We start from the raw sequence: 17486 nt of genomic DNA, 5'->3' as shown, positions 1-17486 counted from the left end.
ACACCCTCCGCCGCAGACCGCCCGCCCGGAACCGCCGGGACGCGGACCGCCGGGGCCGGGGACACACCGCCAAGGGCGCGAAGGCCGAGCCGCCGTCCGGGTCCGGGCGGGGGCGCGCGTCCAGGCGGGGGTGGGTCGATGGGCGGGGTCAGTCCTCGGCGGGCGTCCGCAGGCAGCGGGGACGCGTCGGAGCCGCCCGGGTCCACCGGCAGGGTGGCGCCCGGTTCCCGGGCGCCGGGCTCACGGCCGGCGGGGCTGGTTGAAGCGCAGCAGGTTGCCGGAGGGGTCGCGGAAGGCGCAGTCGCGGACGCCGTACGGCTGGTCGATCGGCTCCTGCAGCACCTCGCCTCCCGCGGCGCGGATCCGCTCGAAGGTGGCGTCGCAGTCGTCGGTCCTGAAGATGACGCCGCGCAGCATGCCCTTCGCCAGCAGCTCCGCCATGGCCTCCTTGTCGGCGGGCGAGGCGTTCGGGTTGGCCAGCGGCGGTTCGAGCACGATGTCCACGCCGGGCTGCGCGGGCGAGCCGACGGTCACCCAGCGCATCCCCTCGAAGCCGACGTCGTTGCGCACCTCCAGACCGAGGACGTCCCGGTAGAAGGCGAGCGCCTTGTCGTGGTCGTCGACGGCGATGAAGCACTGTGCGAGTTCGATGTCCATGCGTTTCACGCTACGGGCGGCCGGGCGGGTTTCGCTTCTCCGTTCCTGACCGGTCGCGTGTGGATCTTGGCGACGCAGGCGGGGATGGCGGCGCCCTCGTCGTGCCGGCGGGCCCGGTACGAGCCGGGGCTCTCGCCGACCAGCTCGGTGAACCGCGAGCTGAACGACCCCAGCGACGTGCAGCCGACCGCGCAGCAGACCTCCGTCACGGTCAGGTCACCGCGGCGCAGCAGCGCCTTGGCCCGCTCGATCCGGCGGGTCATGAGATAGCTGTACGGGGTCTCCCCGAAGGCGGCGCGGAAGCTGCGGGAGAAGTGACCGGGCGACATGAAGGCGGCACGCGCCAGCGCGGGCACGTCCAGCGGCTTCGCGTACTCGCGGTCCACCAGGTCGCGGGCCCGGCGCAACCGGACGAGGTCCTCCAGCGTCACCCCGCCAGCTTCGCACAGTGTGCCCGCGGTCCGGCCGGGATGGCCGGGAAGGCCGCCCCCGCCGGCCCGCGCCCGCCCCCGCCGGACGCGGGCCGGGCCCGTACGGGACGCGGCCGTACCGGACGGGCCCGGTGGAGCGGCGACGGAGCGGTGGTGGAGCGGTGGGGTCGCAGGGTCAGCGGGCGCCCAGCAGGTGGTCCATCGCCAGCTGGTCGAGCCGCTCGAACGCCATGCCGCGGGCCGCGGCGGCCTCCGGGTCGAAGTCCTCGTAGGCGCCGCGGTCGGCGAGCAGGTCCGTGACGGTCTCGCCGTCGTCCAGGGTCGGCTGCGCCAGTTCGTGCAGGCGGGAGGCGCGCAGCGCGTCCTGGACCTCGGGGTCGGCGCGGAAGGCGGCGGACCGCTCCTTGAGGATGAGGTAGTTGCGCATGCAGCCGGCCGCCGACGCCCACACGCCCTCGTAGTCCTCGGTACGCGGCGGCTTGAAGTCGAAGTGCCGCATGCCCTCGTAGCCCGCCGACTCCAGCAGGTCCACCAGCCAGAACGCCGACCGCAGGTCGCCGGCGCCGAAGCGGAGGTCCTGGTCGTACTTGATGCCGGTCTGGCCGTTGAGGTCGAGGTGGAAGAGCTTGCCGTGCCACAGCGCCTGGGCGATGCCGTGCGGGAAGTTCAGCCCGGCCATCTGCTCGTGGCCGACCTCGGGGTTGACGCCGACGATGTCGGGCCGCTCCAGGGAGTTGATGAAGGCCAGCGCGTGGCCGACGGTCGGCAGCAGGATGTCGCCGCGCGGCTCGTTCGGCTTGGGCTCGATGGCGAACCGCAGGTCGTAGCCCTGCTCCGTGACGTAGTCGCCGAGCAGGTCGAACGCCTCCTTCATCCGGTCGAGGGCGGCCCTGACGTCCTTGGCCGCGCCGGACTCAGCGCCCTCCCGGCCGCCCCAGGCGACGTACACCTTGGCGCCCAGCTCCACGGCGAGGTCGATGTTGCGGATGGTCTTGCGCAGCGCGAAGCGGCGGACGTCGCGGTCGTTGGCGGTGAAGGCGCCGTCCTTGAAGACCGGGTGGGTGAAAAGGTTGGTGGTGGCCATCGGGACGGTCAGGCCGGTGCTGTCCAGGGCCTGCCGGAAGCGCTTCACGTGGGTGTCGCGCTCGGCGTCGCCCGCGCCGAACGGGATCAGGTCGTCGTCGTGGAAGGTCACCCCGTAGGCGCCGAGTTCGGCGAGGCGGGTGACGGACTCGACCGGGTCGAGCGGGGCGCGGGTGGCGTCGCCGAACGGGTCGCGGCCCAGCCAGCCGACCGTCCACAGGCCGAAGGTGAACTTGTGCTCGGGGGCCGGGGTGTACGGGTCCCCGGAACCGGTGGGCGCGGGCGTGGCGGAAGTCATGGTGGTCGGCTCCTATTCGTCAGACTGTTGAACAAATTAGTATGCGAGGCCGATGATGGGAAGTGGGGCATTCGGATCGGGCCCGTGGAGGGCACCGCGCCGGGCGGGCCGTACCAGCGGTACGAGCCGGACGAGCCGGACGAGGGAAGGGACCGGGATCACATGGCGTCGCAGGGGCAGGTCGTCCTGGGCGTGGACAGTTCCACGCAGTCCACGAAGGTGCTGGCGGTCGATGCGGACAGCGGCGAGGTGCTGGCCCGCGGCCAGGCCCCGCACACCGTCACCACCGGCGCCGGGCGGGAGAGCGACCCGGAGGAGTGGTGGCGGGCGCTGCTCGACGCGCTCGGGCAGCTCGGCGGGTACGCCGAGCGCGCAGCGGCGGTCTCGGTCGGCGGCCAGCAGCACGGGCTGGTGGTGCTGGACGCGGCCGGCCGGGCGCTGCGGCCGGCGCTGCTGTGGAACGACGTGCGGTCCGCGCCGCAGGCCGCCGCGCTGGTCGAGCGGTACGGGGCCGACTGGTGGGCGCGGCGCTTCGGGTCGGTGCCGGGGGCGAGCTTCACGGTGGCCAAGTGGCAGTGGCTGCGGGCGCACGACCCGCGGGCCGCGGCGCGGGCGGCGGGCGTCCGGCTGCCGCACGACTTTTTGACCGAGCGGCTGAGCGGGGCCGCCGTCACCGACCGCGGGGACGCCTCCGGCACCGGGTGGTGGTCGGGGCGGACCGGCGCGTACGACGAGGCGCTGCTGGACGAGGTCGGCCTGGACCCCGAGCTGCTGCCCTCGGTGCTGGGCCCCGGCGGGCAGGCCGGCACGGTACGGGAGCGGCTGCCGCTGCGGGCCGGGGCGCTGGTCGCGGCCGGCACCGGCGACAACGCGGCGGCGGCGCTGGGCCTCGGACTCACCCCGGGCCGGGCGGTGCTCAGCCTCGGCACCTCCGGCACGGTGTACGCGGTCTCCCGGCAGCGGCCGGCCGACCCCACCGGCACGGTCGCGGGCTTCGCGGCGGCCGACGGCGGGTGGCTGCCGCTGGCCTGCACGCTCAACTGCACGCTGGCGGTCGACAAGGTCGCGGCGCTGCTGGGCCGCGGACGGGAGGAGGTGGAGGCCGGCGGATCGGTCGCCTTCCTGCCCTTCCTCGACGGCGAACGCACACCGAACCTGCCGTACGCCTCCGGGCTGCTCACCGGGCTGCGGCACGAGACGACCGCCGGGCAGCTGCTCCAGGGGGCCTACGACGGCGCGGTCTGGGCGCTGCTGCGGGCGCTGGACGAGGTGCTGGCGGTGGACGGCGAGGCGGGCGCCGGCCCCGACGAGCCGCTACTGCTCATCGGCGGCGGCGCGCGCGGGACCGCCTGGCGGGAGACGGTACGCCGGCTGTCCGGGCGGCCGGTGGTGGTGCCCGCCGCCGAGGAGCTGGTGGCGCTCGGGGCGGCGGTCCAGGCGGCGGCCCTCCTCACCGGCGAGGCCCCCACGGCCATCGCCCGGCGCTGGGCGACCGCCGAGGGACCCCGGTACGACCCGCTGCCCCGCGACGAAGAGGCGCTGTCCCGGCTGGCCGCCGCACTGCCCCTGGCGGGCCCCGCGGCGTGACCCCCCTTTCGTACGGCGGCGGGCGGGCGGCGCGGACGGGCGCGCGCGGCGGCGGGCAGGCGCGCAGGGCGACAGGCAGCCGGGCGGGCAGGCAGGCAGGCAGGCAGGCAGGGCGACGGACGGGCGGAACAGCCCCGCGCGGCGCCCCGCGCATACTGAGGGCGGACGGGAAGGGAGAGCCACGTGGGGACGAGCACCGGCGCACGGAACGGCGCCCAGGCGGGTCTGCGGCGCCGCAACATGTCGCTGGTGATGAAGGCCCTGGCGGCGGGGGAGAAAGTGACCCGCGCCGCCGTGGCCGCCGAGGTCGGCCTGACCCGGGCCACCGTGTCGACCCTGGTGGACGAGCTCCTCGCGGCCGGCCTGCTGGAGGAGCGGGGCGCGCAGCGCCCCGGCACCGTCGGCCGCCCCGGCACCGCCCTCGCGCTGTCCGCGAAGGGCCCCGCGGGGATCGGCGCCGAGATCGGCGTGGACCACCTCGCCGCCTGCGTGGTCGACCTGCGCGGCACCGTCCGAAGCCGCGCCGAGGCCCCGGCGGCCAACCGGGACCGGCCGGCCCCCGCCGTCCTGGCGGAACTGGCCGAGCTGACCGCCCGCGTCGCCAAGGAGGCCGGGAACGCGGGCCTGCGCCCGGTCGCCACCACCGTGGCCGTCCCCGGCCTGGTCGGGCACGACCGCGGCACCGTCCTGCGCGCCCCCAACCTCGGCTGGGAGGACGTCCAGGTCGCCGCCGCCCTCGGCGAGCGCACCGTCGTGGAGAACGAGGCCAACCTCGGCGCCCTCGCCGAGTTGTGGCTCGGCGGCCATGAGCGGCTCGCCGACTTCGTGCACGTCTCCGCCGAGATCGGCATCGGCGCCGCGCTGGTGGTGGAGGGCCGGCTCTTCCGCGGCGCCCGCGGCTTCGCGGGCGAGCTCGGCCACGTGCCGGTACGGCCGGACGGCCCCCGGTGCTCCTGCGGCGCCAACGGCTGCCTGGAGACGTACGCCGGTGAGGAGGCCCTGCTGCGGGCGGCCGGGGTCGCGGCGGCCCGCGGCGGCCCGGCGCAGCTGCGGCGGGCCGCCGCGGCGGGCGCCCCGGCGGCGCTGCGCGCCCTGGCGGAGGCCGGCGCCGCCCTCGGCATCGCGCTGAGCGGCGCGGTCAACCTGCTGGACCCGCAGGCGGTCGTGGTCGGCGGCCCGCTCGCCGACCTGGCGCCCTGGCTGCTGCCGGGCGTCCGCCGCGAGCTGGCGGCCCGCGTCACCGACCGCCAGTGGCGCCCGGAGGACCTCGTCGTCTCGACGCTGGGCCGTGACGGCGTGCTGCGCGGCGCCGCCTACAGCTCGGTGCGCACCGTGCTGGACGACCCGGCCGGCTGGATCAACGCGCCGGCCGGGTGAGGCCCGCCGCTGACGGCCGGGCCGGGCCGTACCGGCCGTCAGCGGCGGGCGCCGCCCGCCGCGCGGGTCACAGCGCCGACCCGGCCACCCACTTCGCCCAGCTCATGTTCCAGCCGTTGAGCCCGTTGTCCGGCTGGATCGTCTTGTCCGGGGAGTTCTTGACGATCACCACGTCGCCGATCAGCGAGTTGTCGTAGAACCAGGCGGCGGGCGTGTTCGGGTCCTTGCCGCCCTTGGTGTCGCTCAGCCCGACGCAGCCGTGGCTGGTGTTGACCGCGCCGAAGACGGACTTGTCACCCCAGTAGTTGCCGTGGATGAACGTGCCGGAGCTGCTCAGCCGCATGGCGTGCGGCACGTCGGGGATGTCGTACTCCCCCTTGCCGTCGTCGTCGGTGAAGCCGACCGTCGCCCCGTTCATCCGGGTGGTCGGGTCCTTCTCCGAGATGACCATCTGGCCGTTGTACGTACTGTGCTCGGGCGCGCCGGCCGAGACCGGGACGGTGTTGACGACCCTGCCGTCGCGGACCACGGTCATCTCGTCGGTCTTGGTGTCGACGGTGGAGATCTGGGACCGGCCGACGTCGAAGCCGACCGTCTTGTCCTGGACGCCGAAGACGTTGGGCGCGCCCTCCACCCCGTCGAGCCTCAGGGTCAGCGAGACGTGCGCGCCGGCCGCCCAGTAGTGCTGGGGGCGCAGGTCCAGCCGGGTCGGGCTGAACCAGTGGCCGACGACCTGCTGGCCGCTGCTGGACCGCACGGTGACGGCCTTCTGCACGGCGGCGCGGTCGGCCTTGTAGATCGGCTTGTCGAAGTTGATCGAGACCGGCATGCCCACGCCGACGGTGGAGCCGTCCTCGGGGGTGAAGTAGCCGATGAAGCTGCCGCTGGTGGAGACGGTCGCGAAGGTGGCGTCCGCGGCGGCGGCCCGGCCCTTGGCGTCGGTGGCGGCGGCGGATATCTCGTACTGGGTGCCGCGGGCGAGCCGTCCGTCCGGGGTCCAGCTGGTGCGGTCGGCGGACATCGTGCCGGACACCCGCTGGCCGCCGGCCTTCGCCGTCATGGTGACGGAGGTCAGGGTGCCGTGCTTCACGGTGACCTCGGTGCCGTGGGTGATGCTGGCCCCGGTGCTGCCGGCGTGCGGAGTGATGGTGATCTTCGCGTCGGAGGCGTTCTCGGCGGCGGCCGCGTCCTCGCGGGCCTGGGTGCCGGCGCTGGGCGTACTGGTGGCCGAGCTGCTCGCCGAGGGAGTGGTCGCCGAGGGCGCCGTCGTCGCAGGGGCCGTCGTCGACGGGGCGGGGGCGGCGGCCGAGGTGCTGGACGCGGCGGCCCGCGCCGCGTGGTCGCCGCCGCCGTGGCCGCCGCAAGCGGTCAGCCCGATGGTGCCGCCCGCCAGCACCGCGATCGCCGCGAGGGTGCGACGGCGGGTGAACGGGGACCGGCGCGCGGGGCGCTGTTCGGGGGATTTTCCGGCGTCGGACGGCGTCACACGGCTCTCCAATGGCTGGACGGCTGGCTTCCTGCGGGGTTCCGGTGCTTTCGGCGGCTTCCTTCTGCTGTCGTGCTCCGATCAGTCCATGGAAACAGGCCGCCGCGGAGATGAAGTCCTTTCTGCGCGCAATTGTGGGCTTTCCCACGTAGCACGCGGTTCCTTCGTCCGCCGCCAAGCATACGATCTGCGTTATTCACTCCGCACAGACCGTGATCGTCCCGGTACGGCTTCACACAGGTGGCACGAAGTCACTACGATCGGCCCCCACGGTCGAGTCGTCACTCACTCCTGGGGGATACGTTGACCTCGCCCCGCCCTTATATCGCCGCGGCTGCCGCCTCCGTACTGGCCGCGCTGTACTTCGTACCGTCCGCGACCGCGGAACCCGTGCACTCCGCCCCCGCGCACTCCGCCGCCAGCCGGCAGACCACCACCACCGCCGACGGCTCCGACCAGGACCTGGGCGGCCTGGCGGACACCGGCGCGGTGGACACCGAGCCGTACGTCATCGGGGGCGCCGCGTTCCTGGCGGCGGGAGCGGGGTTGGTGCTGAACGCCCGCCGCCGCTCGCGCGACTCCCTGGTCTGACACCGGGCCCGCCGGGCCGGCGGAGCCCGCTCCGCCACCTGCGGGGACCGGCACGGCGGGCCTACGCCAGCGGCCCGGTCACCGACTCGGCGGCGCGGGCCAGCGAGCCGTCCCGGACGAAGACGTAGGCCGCCTCCAGGTCCGGCGACAGGAAGCGGTCGGGACCCGCGCCGCGCACCCCGGCCGCGCGTACGGCCGCCAGCACCGCCTGTGACGCCGGCGCCGGCCGCAGCGCGCCCGCCGCGGCCCTGATCTCCAGCGCCCGGGTGGCCGCGTACACCTCGATCGCGATGATCCGGGCCAGGTTGTCGACCGCGGTACGCAGCTTGCGCGCCGCCGACCAGCCCATGGAGACGTGGTCCTCCTGCATCGCCGATGACGGGATGGAGTCGACCGACGCCGGTACGGCCAGCCGCTTCATGTCGCTGACCAGGGCGGCCTGGGTGTACTGGGCGATCATCAGGCCGGAGTCCAGACCGGGGTCGCCGGCGAGGAAGGGCGGCAGGCCGTGCGAGCGGTTCCGGTCCAGCAGCCGGTCGGTGCGCCGCTCGGCGATGGAGCCGAGGTCGGCGGCGGCGATGGCGAGGAAGTCCAGCACATACGCGACCGGGGCGCCGTGGAAGTTGCCGTTGGACTCCACCCGCCCCTCCTCGGAACCCTCCCCGACCAGGACCACCGGGTTGTCGATGGCGGCGGCCAGCTCCCGGTCGGCGACCAGCCGCGCGTGCGCGAGGGTGTCCCGGCCCGCACCGGCCACCTGCGGCGCGCAGCGGACCGAGTACGCGTCCTGCACCCGCGGGGCGTCGTCCTGGTGGTGGCCGGTCAGCCCGGACCCGGCGAGCACCCGGCGCATGTTCTCGGCGCTGGCCGCCTGCCCGGGGTGCGGGCGGATCGCGTGCAGTTCGGGGGCGAGCACCTTGTCCGTACCGAGCAGCGCCTCCAGGGTGAGCGCGGCGCCGATGTCGGCGGCGGTGAACAGCCGGGTGAGATCGGCGCAGGCCAGGACGAGCATGCCGAGCATGCCGTCGGTGCCGTTGATGAGGGCCAGGCCCTCCTTCTCGCGCAGCACCACAGGGGTGATCCGGTGCTCGGCCAGCAGTTCGGCGGCGGGCCGGACCGTGCCGTCGGGCCCGGCCGCCTCGCCCTCGCCCATCAGCACCTGGGCGCAGTGCGCGAGGGGGGCGAGGTCGCCGGAGCAGCCGAGCGAGCCGTATTCGTGCACGACCGGGGTGATGCCGGCGTTCAGCAGCGCGGCCATCGTCTCCACGACGATTGGGCGCACCCCGGTACGGCCCGAGGCGAGCGTCTTCAGCCGCAGGAACATCAGCGCGCGCACCACCTCGCGCTCCACGTGCGGCCCCATCCCCGCGGCGTGCGAACGGACCAGGCTGCGCTGGAGCTGCGCCCGCAGATCGGGGCTGATGTGCCGGACGGCGAGCGCCCCGAACCCGGTGCTCACCCCGTACACCGGCTCCGCCTTCGCCGCGAGCGCGTCCACCACGCCCCGCGCCCGCGCCACCCCCTCGATCGCCGCCTCCCCGACCACGACCCGCGCGTCCCCCCGCGCCACAGCCACCACGTCCTCCGCCGCGACCCCTGCGGCGCCCACCACCACGCTCTGCATATCCATATTCACGCACCCTAAGCACTGAATCGCGAGGTGTCACCCTCGGGGGGCGTAGGTCGCGCGGGGGTGCCCCAAGGGGGCCGAGTTCCCGGGATTGCCCGTGGCACCGTACGGTCCGCCGGTTGGTTCACCTGACGCCGTACGGCACCCACCCCCCGCCCCTCATCCCCTGCCCCGCCGGAGGCGGCGGCGGTCGGGGGTGGGGGGGACGGTGGGGGGCGGGGGCGGGGAGTCGGCGAGGTGGAGGACGGGGTCGTCGGGGGAGTCGTGCCCGGCGATGACGGGGTGGGGCGCCCGCAGGGCCTTCGCGCGGTACTGGGCCGCGTCCGCGAGGCGGAAGAGGCGGCGGGCGGAGGAGACGGGACCGACGGCGTCGCCCGTGGAGGCGACGCCGACCGCGACACCGTCGCCGACGTCCAACTCGGCGGCGCGCCCGCAGAGCTCGTCGGCGACCCGCTCCACCTCCGCCGGGCTCTGGCCCACGGCGACGATGCAGAACTCGTCACCGCCCAGCCGCGCCGCCAGGCTCCCCGGCAGGGTCGCCCCGCACAGCGACAGCAGGGAGCCGAATCGTTCCAGCAGCCGGTCCCCCACCGCGTGGCCGAGCAGGTCGTTGACCTTTTTGAGGCCGTTGAGGTCGCACACCACCAGGCTCACCACGACGCCCTCCGCCCGGTGCCGCTCCAGCGCCTCGTCGAGCCGTACGTCGACCGCCCGGCGGTTGCCGAGGCCGGTCAGCGGGTCGGTGAAGGCGAGCCGCTGGACCTCGGCCAGCCGCTGGGTCTGCACGATCCCCGCCGCCAGCAGCGCCGCCAGCACACTGGCGAAGTCCGCGTCCGTGCGGCCGAAGGCGGGGTCGCCGACACCGCGGGCCACGTACAGCTCGCCCCAGGCCCGCCCGTGCACCACGATCGGCGCGACGACGCAGCTGCCCCGTCCGCGCCGCCGCAGCGCCGCCGTACGGCCCCAGCTGTCGCCGCCGGGCGAAGACGGCCCGGCGGCGTCCGCGGTCTCCACCCACGCGTGCGGTTCGCCGCCCGCCGCCCAGGAGCCGTGCAGGAACTCGGCGATCTCCGGGAAGTCGTGCACCGAGTAGGACTCGTCGGCCGGCTCCGCCTCCTCTCCCGGCGCGAGGTCGCCGTCGTTGACCAGGACCCGCAGCCGGCAGGCCTCCCGCTCCCACGCGGAGATCGCCGCGAAGGACCCGCCCATCGACAGCCGGGCCCGGCGCGCACCGGCCCGTACCGCCGCCTGCGGCGTCTGGGCGGTGGCAAGCGCCTGTGCGAGTTCGACGACCGCCCTCAGCCGTAGGTCAGCCGCCGTCCCGTCCACCATTCCCCCAGGTTAGGGAGATTCCGCCGGTGGCGACCGTCGGCCCGGCGGCTGCTGGGCCGAACGGGGAGTGCCGGGTCCGGCCCGGCCGAGGGCGCCGGGCTCCGGGGAGCGGGCTCCGGGGGCGCGGGCTCCGGGGCGCGGGCTCCGGGGGCGGCGGAAGGGCGGGCTGGGGTCTGCCGGGTGGATCTCCGCGGGCGGCGGAGCGGGGTCCGGTGCGTGCGGCCGCAAGGCCGGGGAGGGAGGCGGCGTGGCGTGTCGTCGACCGGCGGGAACGCAGCAAGGTGTGCGTGCCGGACCCCGCGACGCCGCGGAGACCTACACGCCAGGCCCTACGCGCCCGGCCAGTTCGGCGGGCGCTTCTCGTTGAAGGCGGCGACGCCCTCCGCCCGGTCGGGGGAGAACGCGACCGTGCGCCAGGCGGCGTCCTCCACCTCCAGGCCGGTCCGCAGGTCGAGGCCGTGCCCGAGGCGGAGAGCGCGTTTGGCGGCGCGCAGGGCGACCGGGGAGTTGGCGGCGATCACGGCGGCGAGGGTCAGGGCGGTGTCGCGGGCGTCCTCGCCGTCGGGGGCGAGCCGGTCGACCAGGCCGACGGCCACCGCCTCGGCGGCCGGGAGGCGGCGGGCGGTGAAGACCAGGTCGGCGGCGCGGGCGGCGCCGACCCGGCGGGGCAGCAGCTGCGTCCCGCCACCACCGGGGATGACGCCGACGGACACCTCGGGCAGCCCCAGGACCGTGGTGGCGTCCCCCACGATCAGGTCGCAGGCGAGCGCCAGCTCGAATCCGCCGCCGAGCGCGTACCCGTGCACGGCCGCGACCGTCGGCATCGGCAGCTCCAGCACCCCGGTGTACGCGGCGCGGGCCAGCGGGCGCTGCCGGCCCAGTTCCTCGTCGCTGAGCGCGTTGCGCTCCTTCAGGTCGGCGCCCACGCAGAACGCCCTGCCGTTGGACGAGGTCAGCACGGTCACACTCACCGAGCTGTCCCGCCCCAGCGCCTCGCACGCCCCCGCGATCGAGCCCGCCATGGCCGTGGAGACCGCGTTCATGGCGGCCGGCCGGTCCAGCACCAGCTCCGCCACCCGCTCCCCGTGCCGCCGTACCCGTACGAACTCCCCGTACCGCGCCTCGTCCGCCGCCATCGCCGCACCCTCCTGTCAACGACCGTTAACGGCCCCATCCTGCCAGCCCGGCCGGACACGGAAACGCCGGAGGGCGGCGGAACCCTGGGGTCCCGCCGCCCTCCGGCGGTCGTCGGTCGCTCGGTCGTCGGTCGCTCGGTCGGCCGGTGCGACGGATCAGTACGCGGAGTTCACGTTGTCCATCGACCCGTACCGGTCCGCCGCGTAGTTGCAGGCGGCGGTGATGTTGGCGACCGGGTTGTAGATGTTCCAGGACGTTCCGGCCACGTGGTAGCGGTCGAAGGTCGGGTTGATCACCTGGAGGAGACCCTTGGAGGGAATGCCGTTCTTGGCGTTGATGTCCCACAGGTTGATCGCCTGGGGGTTACCGCTGGACTCCCGCATGATGTTGCGGTGAATGCCGCTGTAACTGCCCGGGATGCCCTTGGAGTGCATGATGTCCAGCGACTGCCGGATCCAGCCGTCAAGGTTGTTGCTGTAGGACTTCGCGGCGGCCCTGGGCGCGAGCGCCTCCGCCTTCGCGGCGTGCCTGACGACGGCGGTCCGCTTGGTGGAGCGGTTCGCCGCGGCCTTTTCCCTGGCCCGCTCGGAAGCGGCGGCTTCGGCCTTTCGCTCAGCCGCCTTCTTCTTCGCCGCGGCGGCCTTCTTGTCGGCCGTGTCGCCCGCGGCCGCCTTCTTGTGCGTCGCGTCGGCCGCGTCCTGCTTCGGCTGCGCGAAGTCGTGGACGACTCGCGGAGAAGCGACACCGGTCGCCACGTCGATGCTCTTGACGTGCTCACCGGTGGAGACGGCGAACCCTGTGGGGTCGCCCGCCGCGGTCGCCGATCCGGCTCCGGCAGTCGCTTCCAGACCTGCGACCGTCAGCACCAGCGCCGTGGCGGCGGTGGCGCCGGCAGCCGTCATCTTGTGCTTCTTCGACAGCCGGTTGAACCGGGAGAACGTGGGGAGCTTGTTCGGGATCGTGGGGAGCTGCATACAGGCTTACCTCTTCCATTCGCGTGGACCAGTGAATTGTTAGAGGTTTCCAATTCAAGGGTCAACGCCCTCGCCTACGACCGAATACGTAGGAGAGTACGGAAGAAGATGCCGCGGACCCGGCGACCCGCTCATCCCGCGGGAAATCCACGACGGTTATTCACTAGGCTGCTTAGTATGTGACGCGCGTCCTATCGACCGAATCACACGGCGGCGCCCCCGCTGTCGCATGGCGTGACAGCGGGGGCGCGTTATGTGTTCGATATAGAGGGGTTCTTTACCGGCCCGGCGGGCTAGCGCTCGCGGCGGGTGAGCAGCCAGGGTTCGACCACTCCCAGGCCCCGCACCGGGCGCCGCCACATGGGCTGCAGGGCGAAGCGGTACTTCTCCGCGGAGGAGGCGTCGACGTCCGCCTCGGAGACGGGGGCGTCTCCCGTCTCGGCCAGCGCCTCGGCGAAGTCCCCGTCGACCAGTACGGCGTCGCGGGGGGCTATGGAGGTCAGGCGGGAGGCCAGGTTGACCGTGGTACCGAAGACATCGCCCATCCGGGTGGTGACGGTGCCGAAGGCCATGCCGACCCGCAGCGCGGGCATGGACTCGTCGCCGGTCATCGTCTCGATCAGCCGTATGCCGATCTCGGCGGCCGTACCGGGGTCGTCGGCGACGAAGAGCACCTCGTCGCCGAGGGTCTTGATCAGCCGGCCCCCGTACGCGGCGACCTGGTCGGCGGCGGTGGTCTCGAACGCCTCGACCAGTTCGCCCAGCTCCTCCTCCTCCAGCCGCCGGGTGAGCCGGGTGAACCCGACCAGGTCGGCGAAGCCGACGGCGAGCCGGCGGTCCACCGCCTCCTCGTCGTCGGACTGGACGACCCTGCTGGTGGCCGCCGCGACCTGGCGCCGCCAGACGTAGATCAAGAACTCCTCCAGCTCCGGCAGCAGCAGCTCGACCAGCGGGTACGCCACCTCGGCGCGGGTCATGCCGGGCTCGGGCGGCTCGGTAAGACCTTCGAGGAAGGAGTCGGTCTGCCAGTCGGCGAGCCGGGCGGTGGTCTGGCCGGTGGAGCGTGCCACCTGGATCGCCATCGACTCGCTGAGCAGCCCCGCCTCCACCAGTCCGGCCAGCCGACGCAGGGCCAGTACGTCGGCCTCGGTGAGCGCTCTGGCCTGGCCGATGTCGGCGAAGCCCATGGCCCGCCAGAAGCGGGAGGCCAGATCCATGGAGACGCCGGCGGTACGGGCGGCCTGGAAGGGGGTGTAACGGCGGGGGGCCCCGAGGATCAGCTGCTCCAGCCGGAGCGCCAGCGGATGCTCCCCGGTGTCCGGGTACTCGCCCGGGTCCTGGTCGGGATCCGACGGCTCGTCCGGCTCGACGAAGCCCATCGCGGGCAAGGGGTCGGCGGGAACGCCGCGCACCGCATCCGGTCCGGCGACCGGATCCGGTGCGTTCGGCCCGTCGGGCGGGGCGCTGTCGTTGTCCACGATCTACCGCCCGGCCCCAGAAGAATCCCTGCGCACAGCCCTTCCGATCATCGAGACGACGCAGCTCCTCAAAGATACGGCAGGTGTGCCCTGGCTCACTCGCACCGGCCCCGCGGGTACGCCGCCCCGGCGGGGGCACGCCGACCAGACGGGTGGGGGGCCGGTGGCGCGGGGGTGCCCGAGGGGTGGGTGCCCGGTGGGTGCCGTCGGGCGTCGGGGCACCCAAGGGGGCGCGGGCCCGGGGGGCTGGGTTGCCCAGCCTGGCGCCGTCGGGTCCGCCGGTCCGTTCACCTGACGCCGTACGGCACCCACCCGGGGCACCACACGCCCGACGGCACCGCCCCCACGTCCAGCTGACGCCCGACGTTCGGCCGGGTAGCCGGTGAGCCGAAGGGCGCGCCGGTGTCGAAAGGGAGAGCGCGCGCAGTGAGCGAGGTACGAGCGAGTGAGCACGGTCGACCGTCGGCACCGGGTCGAAGCGCCCGGAGGCGAACCGGCGGCAAAAAATAGGGGGACGGACGGCGCCCCAACGCCCCACGGCACCCACCCAAGGGCACTCCACCGCCCGACGGCACCTCCCGCATGGGCACCCCGCACGCCGTACGGCACCCACCCCCACCGCACCCTCACGCCCAACGTCACCCACCGGGGCACCCCCACCCCACCGGACACCCACCCCCACGCCGTACGGCACACCTGCCGCGGCCCCCTCACCCCCTGCGGAGGTGGACGATGTCGCCCGCGCCGACCGCCTCCTCGCGGTCGGGGCCCGCGATGACCAGGCGGCCGTCGCCGTCGACGGCGACGGCCGTGCCGGACAGGTTCCTGCCGCCGGGGAGCTCGGCTCGGACCTGGCGGCCCAGTGTGGCGCAGCCGGCCGCGTAGGTCTGCTGGAGGCGGGAGAGGGCCGGGTCGCCTCCGGCCGCCCGCCAGGCCCCGTACCAGTCGGCGATCGAGCGCAGTACGGCACGCAGCAGCGGGTCCCGGTCGGTGCCCTGGGCTCCGGCCAGGACCAGCGAGGCGGCGGTGGGGACGGGCAGCTCGTCGGCGCGCAGCGAGACGTTGAGGCCGATGCCGATGACCACGGCGCTCCCCGCGCCGTCGGGGCCGCCCCCCGCGCCCCCCGGTCCCCCGGCCGCAGGCCCCGCCGTGGTCACCCGTTCGGCGAGGATCCCGCCGGCCTTGCGTTCCTCGCCGTCGACGGTGACCAGCAGGTCGTTCGGCCACTTGAGGGCGGTGTCGACGCCGGCCGCCCGGGACAGCGCGGTCGCGGTGGCGACGCCGGCCAGCAGCGGCAGCCAGCCCCAGCGGTGGACCGGCACCGGTTGCCAGGGAGCGGCGGAGTCGTCCGGGGCGGCGTCCGGCCGGGCCGGCCCGGGTTCGCCCGGACGGAGCAGCACGGAGAAGAACAGTCCGGAGCGGGCGGGCGCGGTCCACCGCCGGTCGAGCCGGCCGCGGCCGGCGGTCTGCTCCTCGGCGATCAGTACCGCGCCCTCGGGGGCGCCCCGGGCGGCCCGCGCGGTGAGGTCGCTGTTGGTGGAGCCGGTCGTCTCGACCACGTCGAGGCCGGTCCACAGTCCGCCGGGGACGACGACCGCCCGGCGCAGCGCGGCGGCGTTGAGGGGCGGTCGTTCCAGATCGGACCATCGGCTGCGCGTCATGCGTCCACCCTACGAGCGCATGTGGCGAACGCCGCAGTGCCCGTACCCGAGCGTCGCCACTACGCTACACAGCAGCTTTACCCGCCGGTCACAAAGACCGAGGGGCGTCACCGCTGGATCCGCCGCCGAGAGCAGGAGAGCCACCTCTATGGCCGAGCCGGAGCACGACATCCACACGACCGCCGGGAAACTCGCCGACCTGCGCCGCCGTATCGAGGAGGCCACGCACGCCGGTTCCGGGCGCGCGGTGGAGAAGCAGCACGCCAAGGGCAAGCTGACGGCCCGTGAGCGGATCGGGCTGCTGCTGGACGAGGGCTCCTTCACCGAGTTGGACGAACTGGCCCGGCATCGCTCGACCGACTTCGGCCTGGCCGCCAACCGCCCGTACGGCGATGGTGTCGTCACCGGCTACGGGACCGTCGAGGGCCGCCCGGTGGCGGTGTTCTCGCAGGACTTCACGGTGTTCGGCGGCGCGCTCGGCGAGGTCTTCGGCGAGAAGATCGTCAAGGTGATGGACTTCGCGCTGAAGACCGGCTGCCCGGTGATCGGCATCAACGACTCCGGCGGCGCCCGGATCCAGGAGGGTGTCACCTCGCTGGGCATGTACGGCGAGATCTTCCGCCGCAACACCCACGCCTCCGGGGTGATCCCGCAGATCAGCCTGATCGTCGGCCCGTGCGCGGGCGGCGCGGTGTACTCCCCGGCGATCACCGACTTCGTGGTGATGGTCGACCAGACCTCGCACATGTTCATCACCGGGCCCGACGTGATCAAGACGGTGACCGGCGAGGACGTGGGCATGGAGGAGTTGGGCGGCGCCCGCACCCACAACACCACCTCGGGCAACGCCCATCACCTGTCCGGCGACGAGAAGGACGCCTTCGAGTACGTCAAGGCGCTGCTGTCGTACCTGCCGAGCAACAACCTGGAGCTGCCGCCCGCCTTTCCCGCCGAGGCGGACCTGGCGGTGACCGAGGAGGACCTCGGGCTCGACACGCTGATCCCGGACTCCGCGAACCAGCCCTACGACATGCACAAGGTCATCGAACTCGTCCTGGACGACGGGGAGTTCCTGGAGACGCAGAGCCTGTTCGCGCCGAACATCCTGACCGGCTTCGGCCGTATCGAGGGCAGCCCGGTGGGCGTGGTCGCCAACCAGCCGCTGCAGTTCGCGGGCTGCCTGGACATCAACGCCTCGGAGAAGGCGGCGCGTTTCGTCCGGACCTGTGACAGCTTCAACATCCCCGTGATCACCTTCGTCGACGTACCCGGTTTCCTTCCCGGCACCAGTCAGGAGTGGGACGGCATCATCCGCCGCGGCGCCAAACTGATCTACGCGTACGCCGAGGCCACGGTTCCGCTGATCACGGTGATCACCCGTAAGGCGTACGGCGGCGCGTACGACGTGATGGGCTCCAAGCACCTGGGCGCGGACCTCAACCTGGCCTGGCCGACGGCGCAGATCGCGGTGATGGGCGCGCAGGGCGCGGTCAACATCCTCTACCGCCGCACCCTGGCCGAGGCGGCGTCGCCGGAGGAGGCGGAGGAGCTGCGGCAGCGGTTCATCACCGAGTACGAGGACACGCTGCTCAACCCGTACGTGGCCGCCGAGCGCGGCTATGTGGACGCCGTGATCGCGCCTTCGAAGACCCGGGGGCAGCTGGTGAAGGCGCTGCGGACGCTCCGCAACAAGCGGGAGAGCCTGCCGGCGAAGAAGCACGGCAACATCCCGCTGTAGGGGTGGCAGCCGGTAAAGGGGCCCGG

General features: G+C 74.1%; 14 protein-coding genes. 4 read left to right on the top strand and 10 right to left on the bottom strand.

Annotated features, from left to right (window positions below; all coding sequences use genetic code 11):
* Window positions 1-240: 240 nt before the first annotated feature.
* The 3 genes from RLT57_RS19285 to xylA form a co-directional block, all read right to left on the bottom strand.
* Entirely contained in the window at window positions 241-657 is a 417-nt protein-coding gene (locus tag RLT57_RS19285) for a VOC family protein (RefSeq protein WP_311298635.1), read from the bottom strand.
* Window positions 658-662: 5 nt separating this feature from the next.
* The gene (locus tag RLT57_RS19280; protein WP_311298634.1) at window positions 663-1088 is read right to left on the bottom strand and encodes a helix-turn-helix transcriptional regulator; all 426 of its coding nucleotides are present in this window, start codon (window positions 1086-1088) and stop codon (window positions 663-665) included.
* Window positions 1089-1263: 175 nt separating this feature from the next.
* Complete coding sequence (gene xylA, locus RLT57_RS19275; RefSeq protein WP_311298633.1) at window positions 1264-2469, bottom strand: xylose isomerase; 1206 nt, start codon at window positions 2467-2469, stop codon at window positions 1264-1266.
* Between the two features lie 162 nt (window positions 2470-2631).
* Here xylA and xylB point away from each other — a divergent pair, with 162 nt between their 5' ends.
* On the top strand, window positions 2632-4056 hold the full coding sequence (gene xylB, locus RLT57_RS19270) for a xylulokinase (RefSeq protein WP_311300778.1): 1425 nt from the start codon (window positions 2632-2634) through the stop codon (window positions 4054-4056).
* Between the two features lie 252 nt (window positions 4057-4308).
* Window positions 4309-5433, top strand: coding sequence for an ROK family transcriptional regulator (locus tag RLT57_RS19265; RefSeq protein WP_311300777.1), 1125 nt, complete (start codon window positions 4309-4311; stop codon window positions 5431-5433).
* A gap of 67 nt (window positions 5434-5500) precedes the next feature.
* Here the strand turns inward: RLT57_RS19265 and RLT57_RS19260 are convergent, their stop codons facing one another.
* The gene (locus tag RLT57_RS19260) at window positions 5501-6919 is read right to left on the bottom strand and encodes a L,D-transpeptidase (protein ID WP_311298632.1); all 1419 of its coding nucleotides are present in this window, start codon (window positions 6917-6919) and stop codon (window positions 5501-5503) included.
* A gap of 303 nt (window positions 6920-7222) precedes the next feature.
* On the opposite strand from RLT57_RS19260, the gene RLT57_RS19255 reads away from it, so the two are divergent.
* Window positions 7223-7510, top strand: coding sequence for a hypothetical protein (locus RLT57_RS19255; RefSeq protein ID WP_311298631.1), 288 nt, complete (start codon window positions 7223-7225; stop codon window positions 7508-7510).
* 61 nt (window positions 7511-7571) lie between these two features.
* Here RLT57_RS19255 and hutH read toward each other — a convergent pair whose 3' ends face one another.
* The 6 genes from hutH to RLT57_RS19225 form a co-directional block, all read right to left on the bottom strand.
* Complete coding sequence (gene hutH / locus RLT57_RS19250; RefSeq protein ID WP_311298630.1) at window positions 7572-9140, bottom strand: histidine ammonia-lyase; 1569 nt, start codon at window positions 9138-9140, stop codon at window positions 7572-7574.
* Window positions 9141-9299: 159 nt separating this feature from the next.
* A complete protein-coding gene (locus RLT57_RS19245; protein WP_311298629.1) occupies window positions 9300-10472 on the bottom strand; it encodes a GGDEF domain-containing protein in 1173 nt (390 codons plus the stop codon).
* A 329-nt stretch (window positions 10473-10801) separates the two neighbouring features.
* Window positions 10802-11608 carry an enoyl-CoA hydratase/isomerase family protein gene (locus RLT57_RS19240; RefSeq protein ID WP_311298628.1) on the bottom strand — a complete coding sequence of 269 codons (807 nt, stop codon included), beginning with the start codon at window positions 11606-11608 and terminating at the stop codon, window positions 10802-10804.
* A gap of 156 nt (window positions 11609-11764) precedes the next feature.
* Window positions 11765-12583: a transglycosylase SLT domain-containing protein gene (locus tag RLT57_RS19235; RefSeq protein ID WP_311298627.1), complete on the bottom strand. Its 819-nt coding sequence runs from the start codon at window positions 12581-12583 to the stop codon at window positions 11765-11767.
* 293 nt (window positions 12584-12876) lie between these two features.
* Window positions 12877-13962, bottom strand: a complete 1086-nt coding sequence (locus RLT57_RS19230) for an adenylate/guanylate cyclase domain-containing protein (protein WP_399129888.1) — start codon at window positions 13960-13962, stop codon at window positions 12877-12879.
* 809 nt (window positions 13963-14771) lie between these two features.
* A complete protein-coding gene (locus RLT57_RS19225) occupies window positions 14772-15722 on the bottom strand; it encodes a biotin--[acetyl-CoA-carboxylase] ligase (protein WP_311298625.1) in 951 nt (316 codons plus the stop codon).
* A gap of 148 nt (window positions 15723-15870) precedes the next feature.
* Here RLT57_RS19225 and RLT57_RS19220 point away from each other — a divergent pair, with 148 nt between their 5' ends.
* Window positions 15871-17460 carry an acyl-CoA carboxylase subunit beta gene (locus RLT57_RS19220; protein WP_311298624.1) on the top strand — a complete coding sequence of 530 codons (1590 nt, stop codon included), beginning with the start codon at window positions 15871-15873 and terminating at the stop codon, window positions 17458-17460.
* Window positions 17461-17486 lie beyond the last annotated feature (26 nt).

Origin of the sequence: Streptomyces sp. ITFR-21 (genome assembly GCF_031844685.1) — a bacterium.
Taxonomy (GTDB): domain Bacteria; phylum Actinomycetota; class Actinomycetes; order Streptomycetales; family Streptomycetaceae; genus Actinacidiphila.
This window is presented reverse-complemented; position numbering and strand designations above follow the sequence as displayed.

What these genes read in the sequence shown, in the direction of transcription:
- hutH (WP_311298630.1), bottom strand. Translation starts at nt 9,140, where the DNA reads ATGGATATGCAGAGCGTGGTGGTGGGCGCCGCAGGGGTCGCGGCGGAG.
- RLT57_RS19265 (WP_311300777.1), top strand. Translation starts at nt 4,309, where the DNA reads ATGAAGGCCCTGGCGGCGGGGGAGAAAGTGACCCGCGCCGCCGTGGCC.
- RLT57_RS19220 (WP_311298624.1), top strand. Translation starts at nt 15,871, where the DNA reads ATGGCCGAGCCGGAGCACGACATCCACACGACCGCCGGGAAACTCGCC.
- RLT57_RS19285 (WP_311298635.1), bottom strand. Translation starts at nt 657, where the DNA reads ATGGACATCGAACTCGCACAGTGCTTCATCGCCGTCGACGACCACGAC.
- RLT57_RS19245 (WP_311298629.1), bottom strand. Translation starts at nt 10,472, where the DNA reads ATGGTGGACGGGACGGCGGCTGACCTACGGCTGAGGGCGGTCGTCGAA.
- RLT57_RS19230 (WP_399129888.1), bottom strand. Translation starts at nt 13,962, where the DNA reads ATGGGCTTCGTCGAGCCGGACGAGCCGTCGGATCCCGACCAGGACCCG.
- xylA (WP_311298633.1), bottom strand. Translation starts at nt 2,469, where the DNA reads ATGACTTCCGCCACGCCCGCGCCCACCGGTTCCGGGGACCCGTACACC.
- xylB (WP_311300778.1), top strand. Translation starts at nt 2,632, where the DNA reads ATGGCGTCGCAGGGGCAGGTCGTCCTGGGCGTGGACAGTTCCACGCAG.
- RLT57_RS19225 (WP_311298625.1), bottom strand. Translation starts at nt 15,722, where the DNA reads ATGACGCGCAGCCGATGGTCCGATCTGGAACGACCGCCCCTCAACGCC.
- RLT57_RS19240 (WP_311298628.1), bottom strand. Translation starts at nt 11,608, where the DNA reads ATGGCGGCGGACGAGGCGCGGTACGGGGAGTTCGTACGGGTACGGCGG.
- RLT57_RS19235 (WP_311298627.1), bottom strand. Translation starts at nt 12,583, where the DNA reads ATGCAGCTCCCCACGATCCCGAACAAGCTCCCCACGTTCTCCCGGTTC.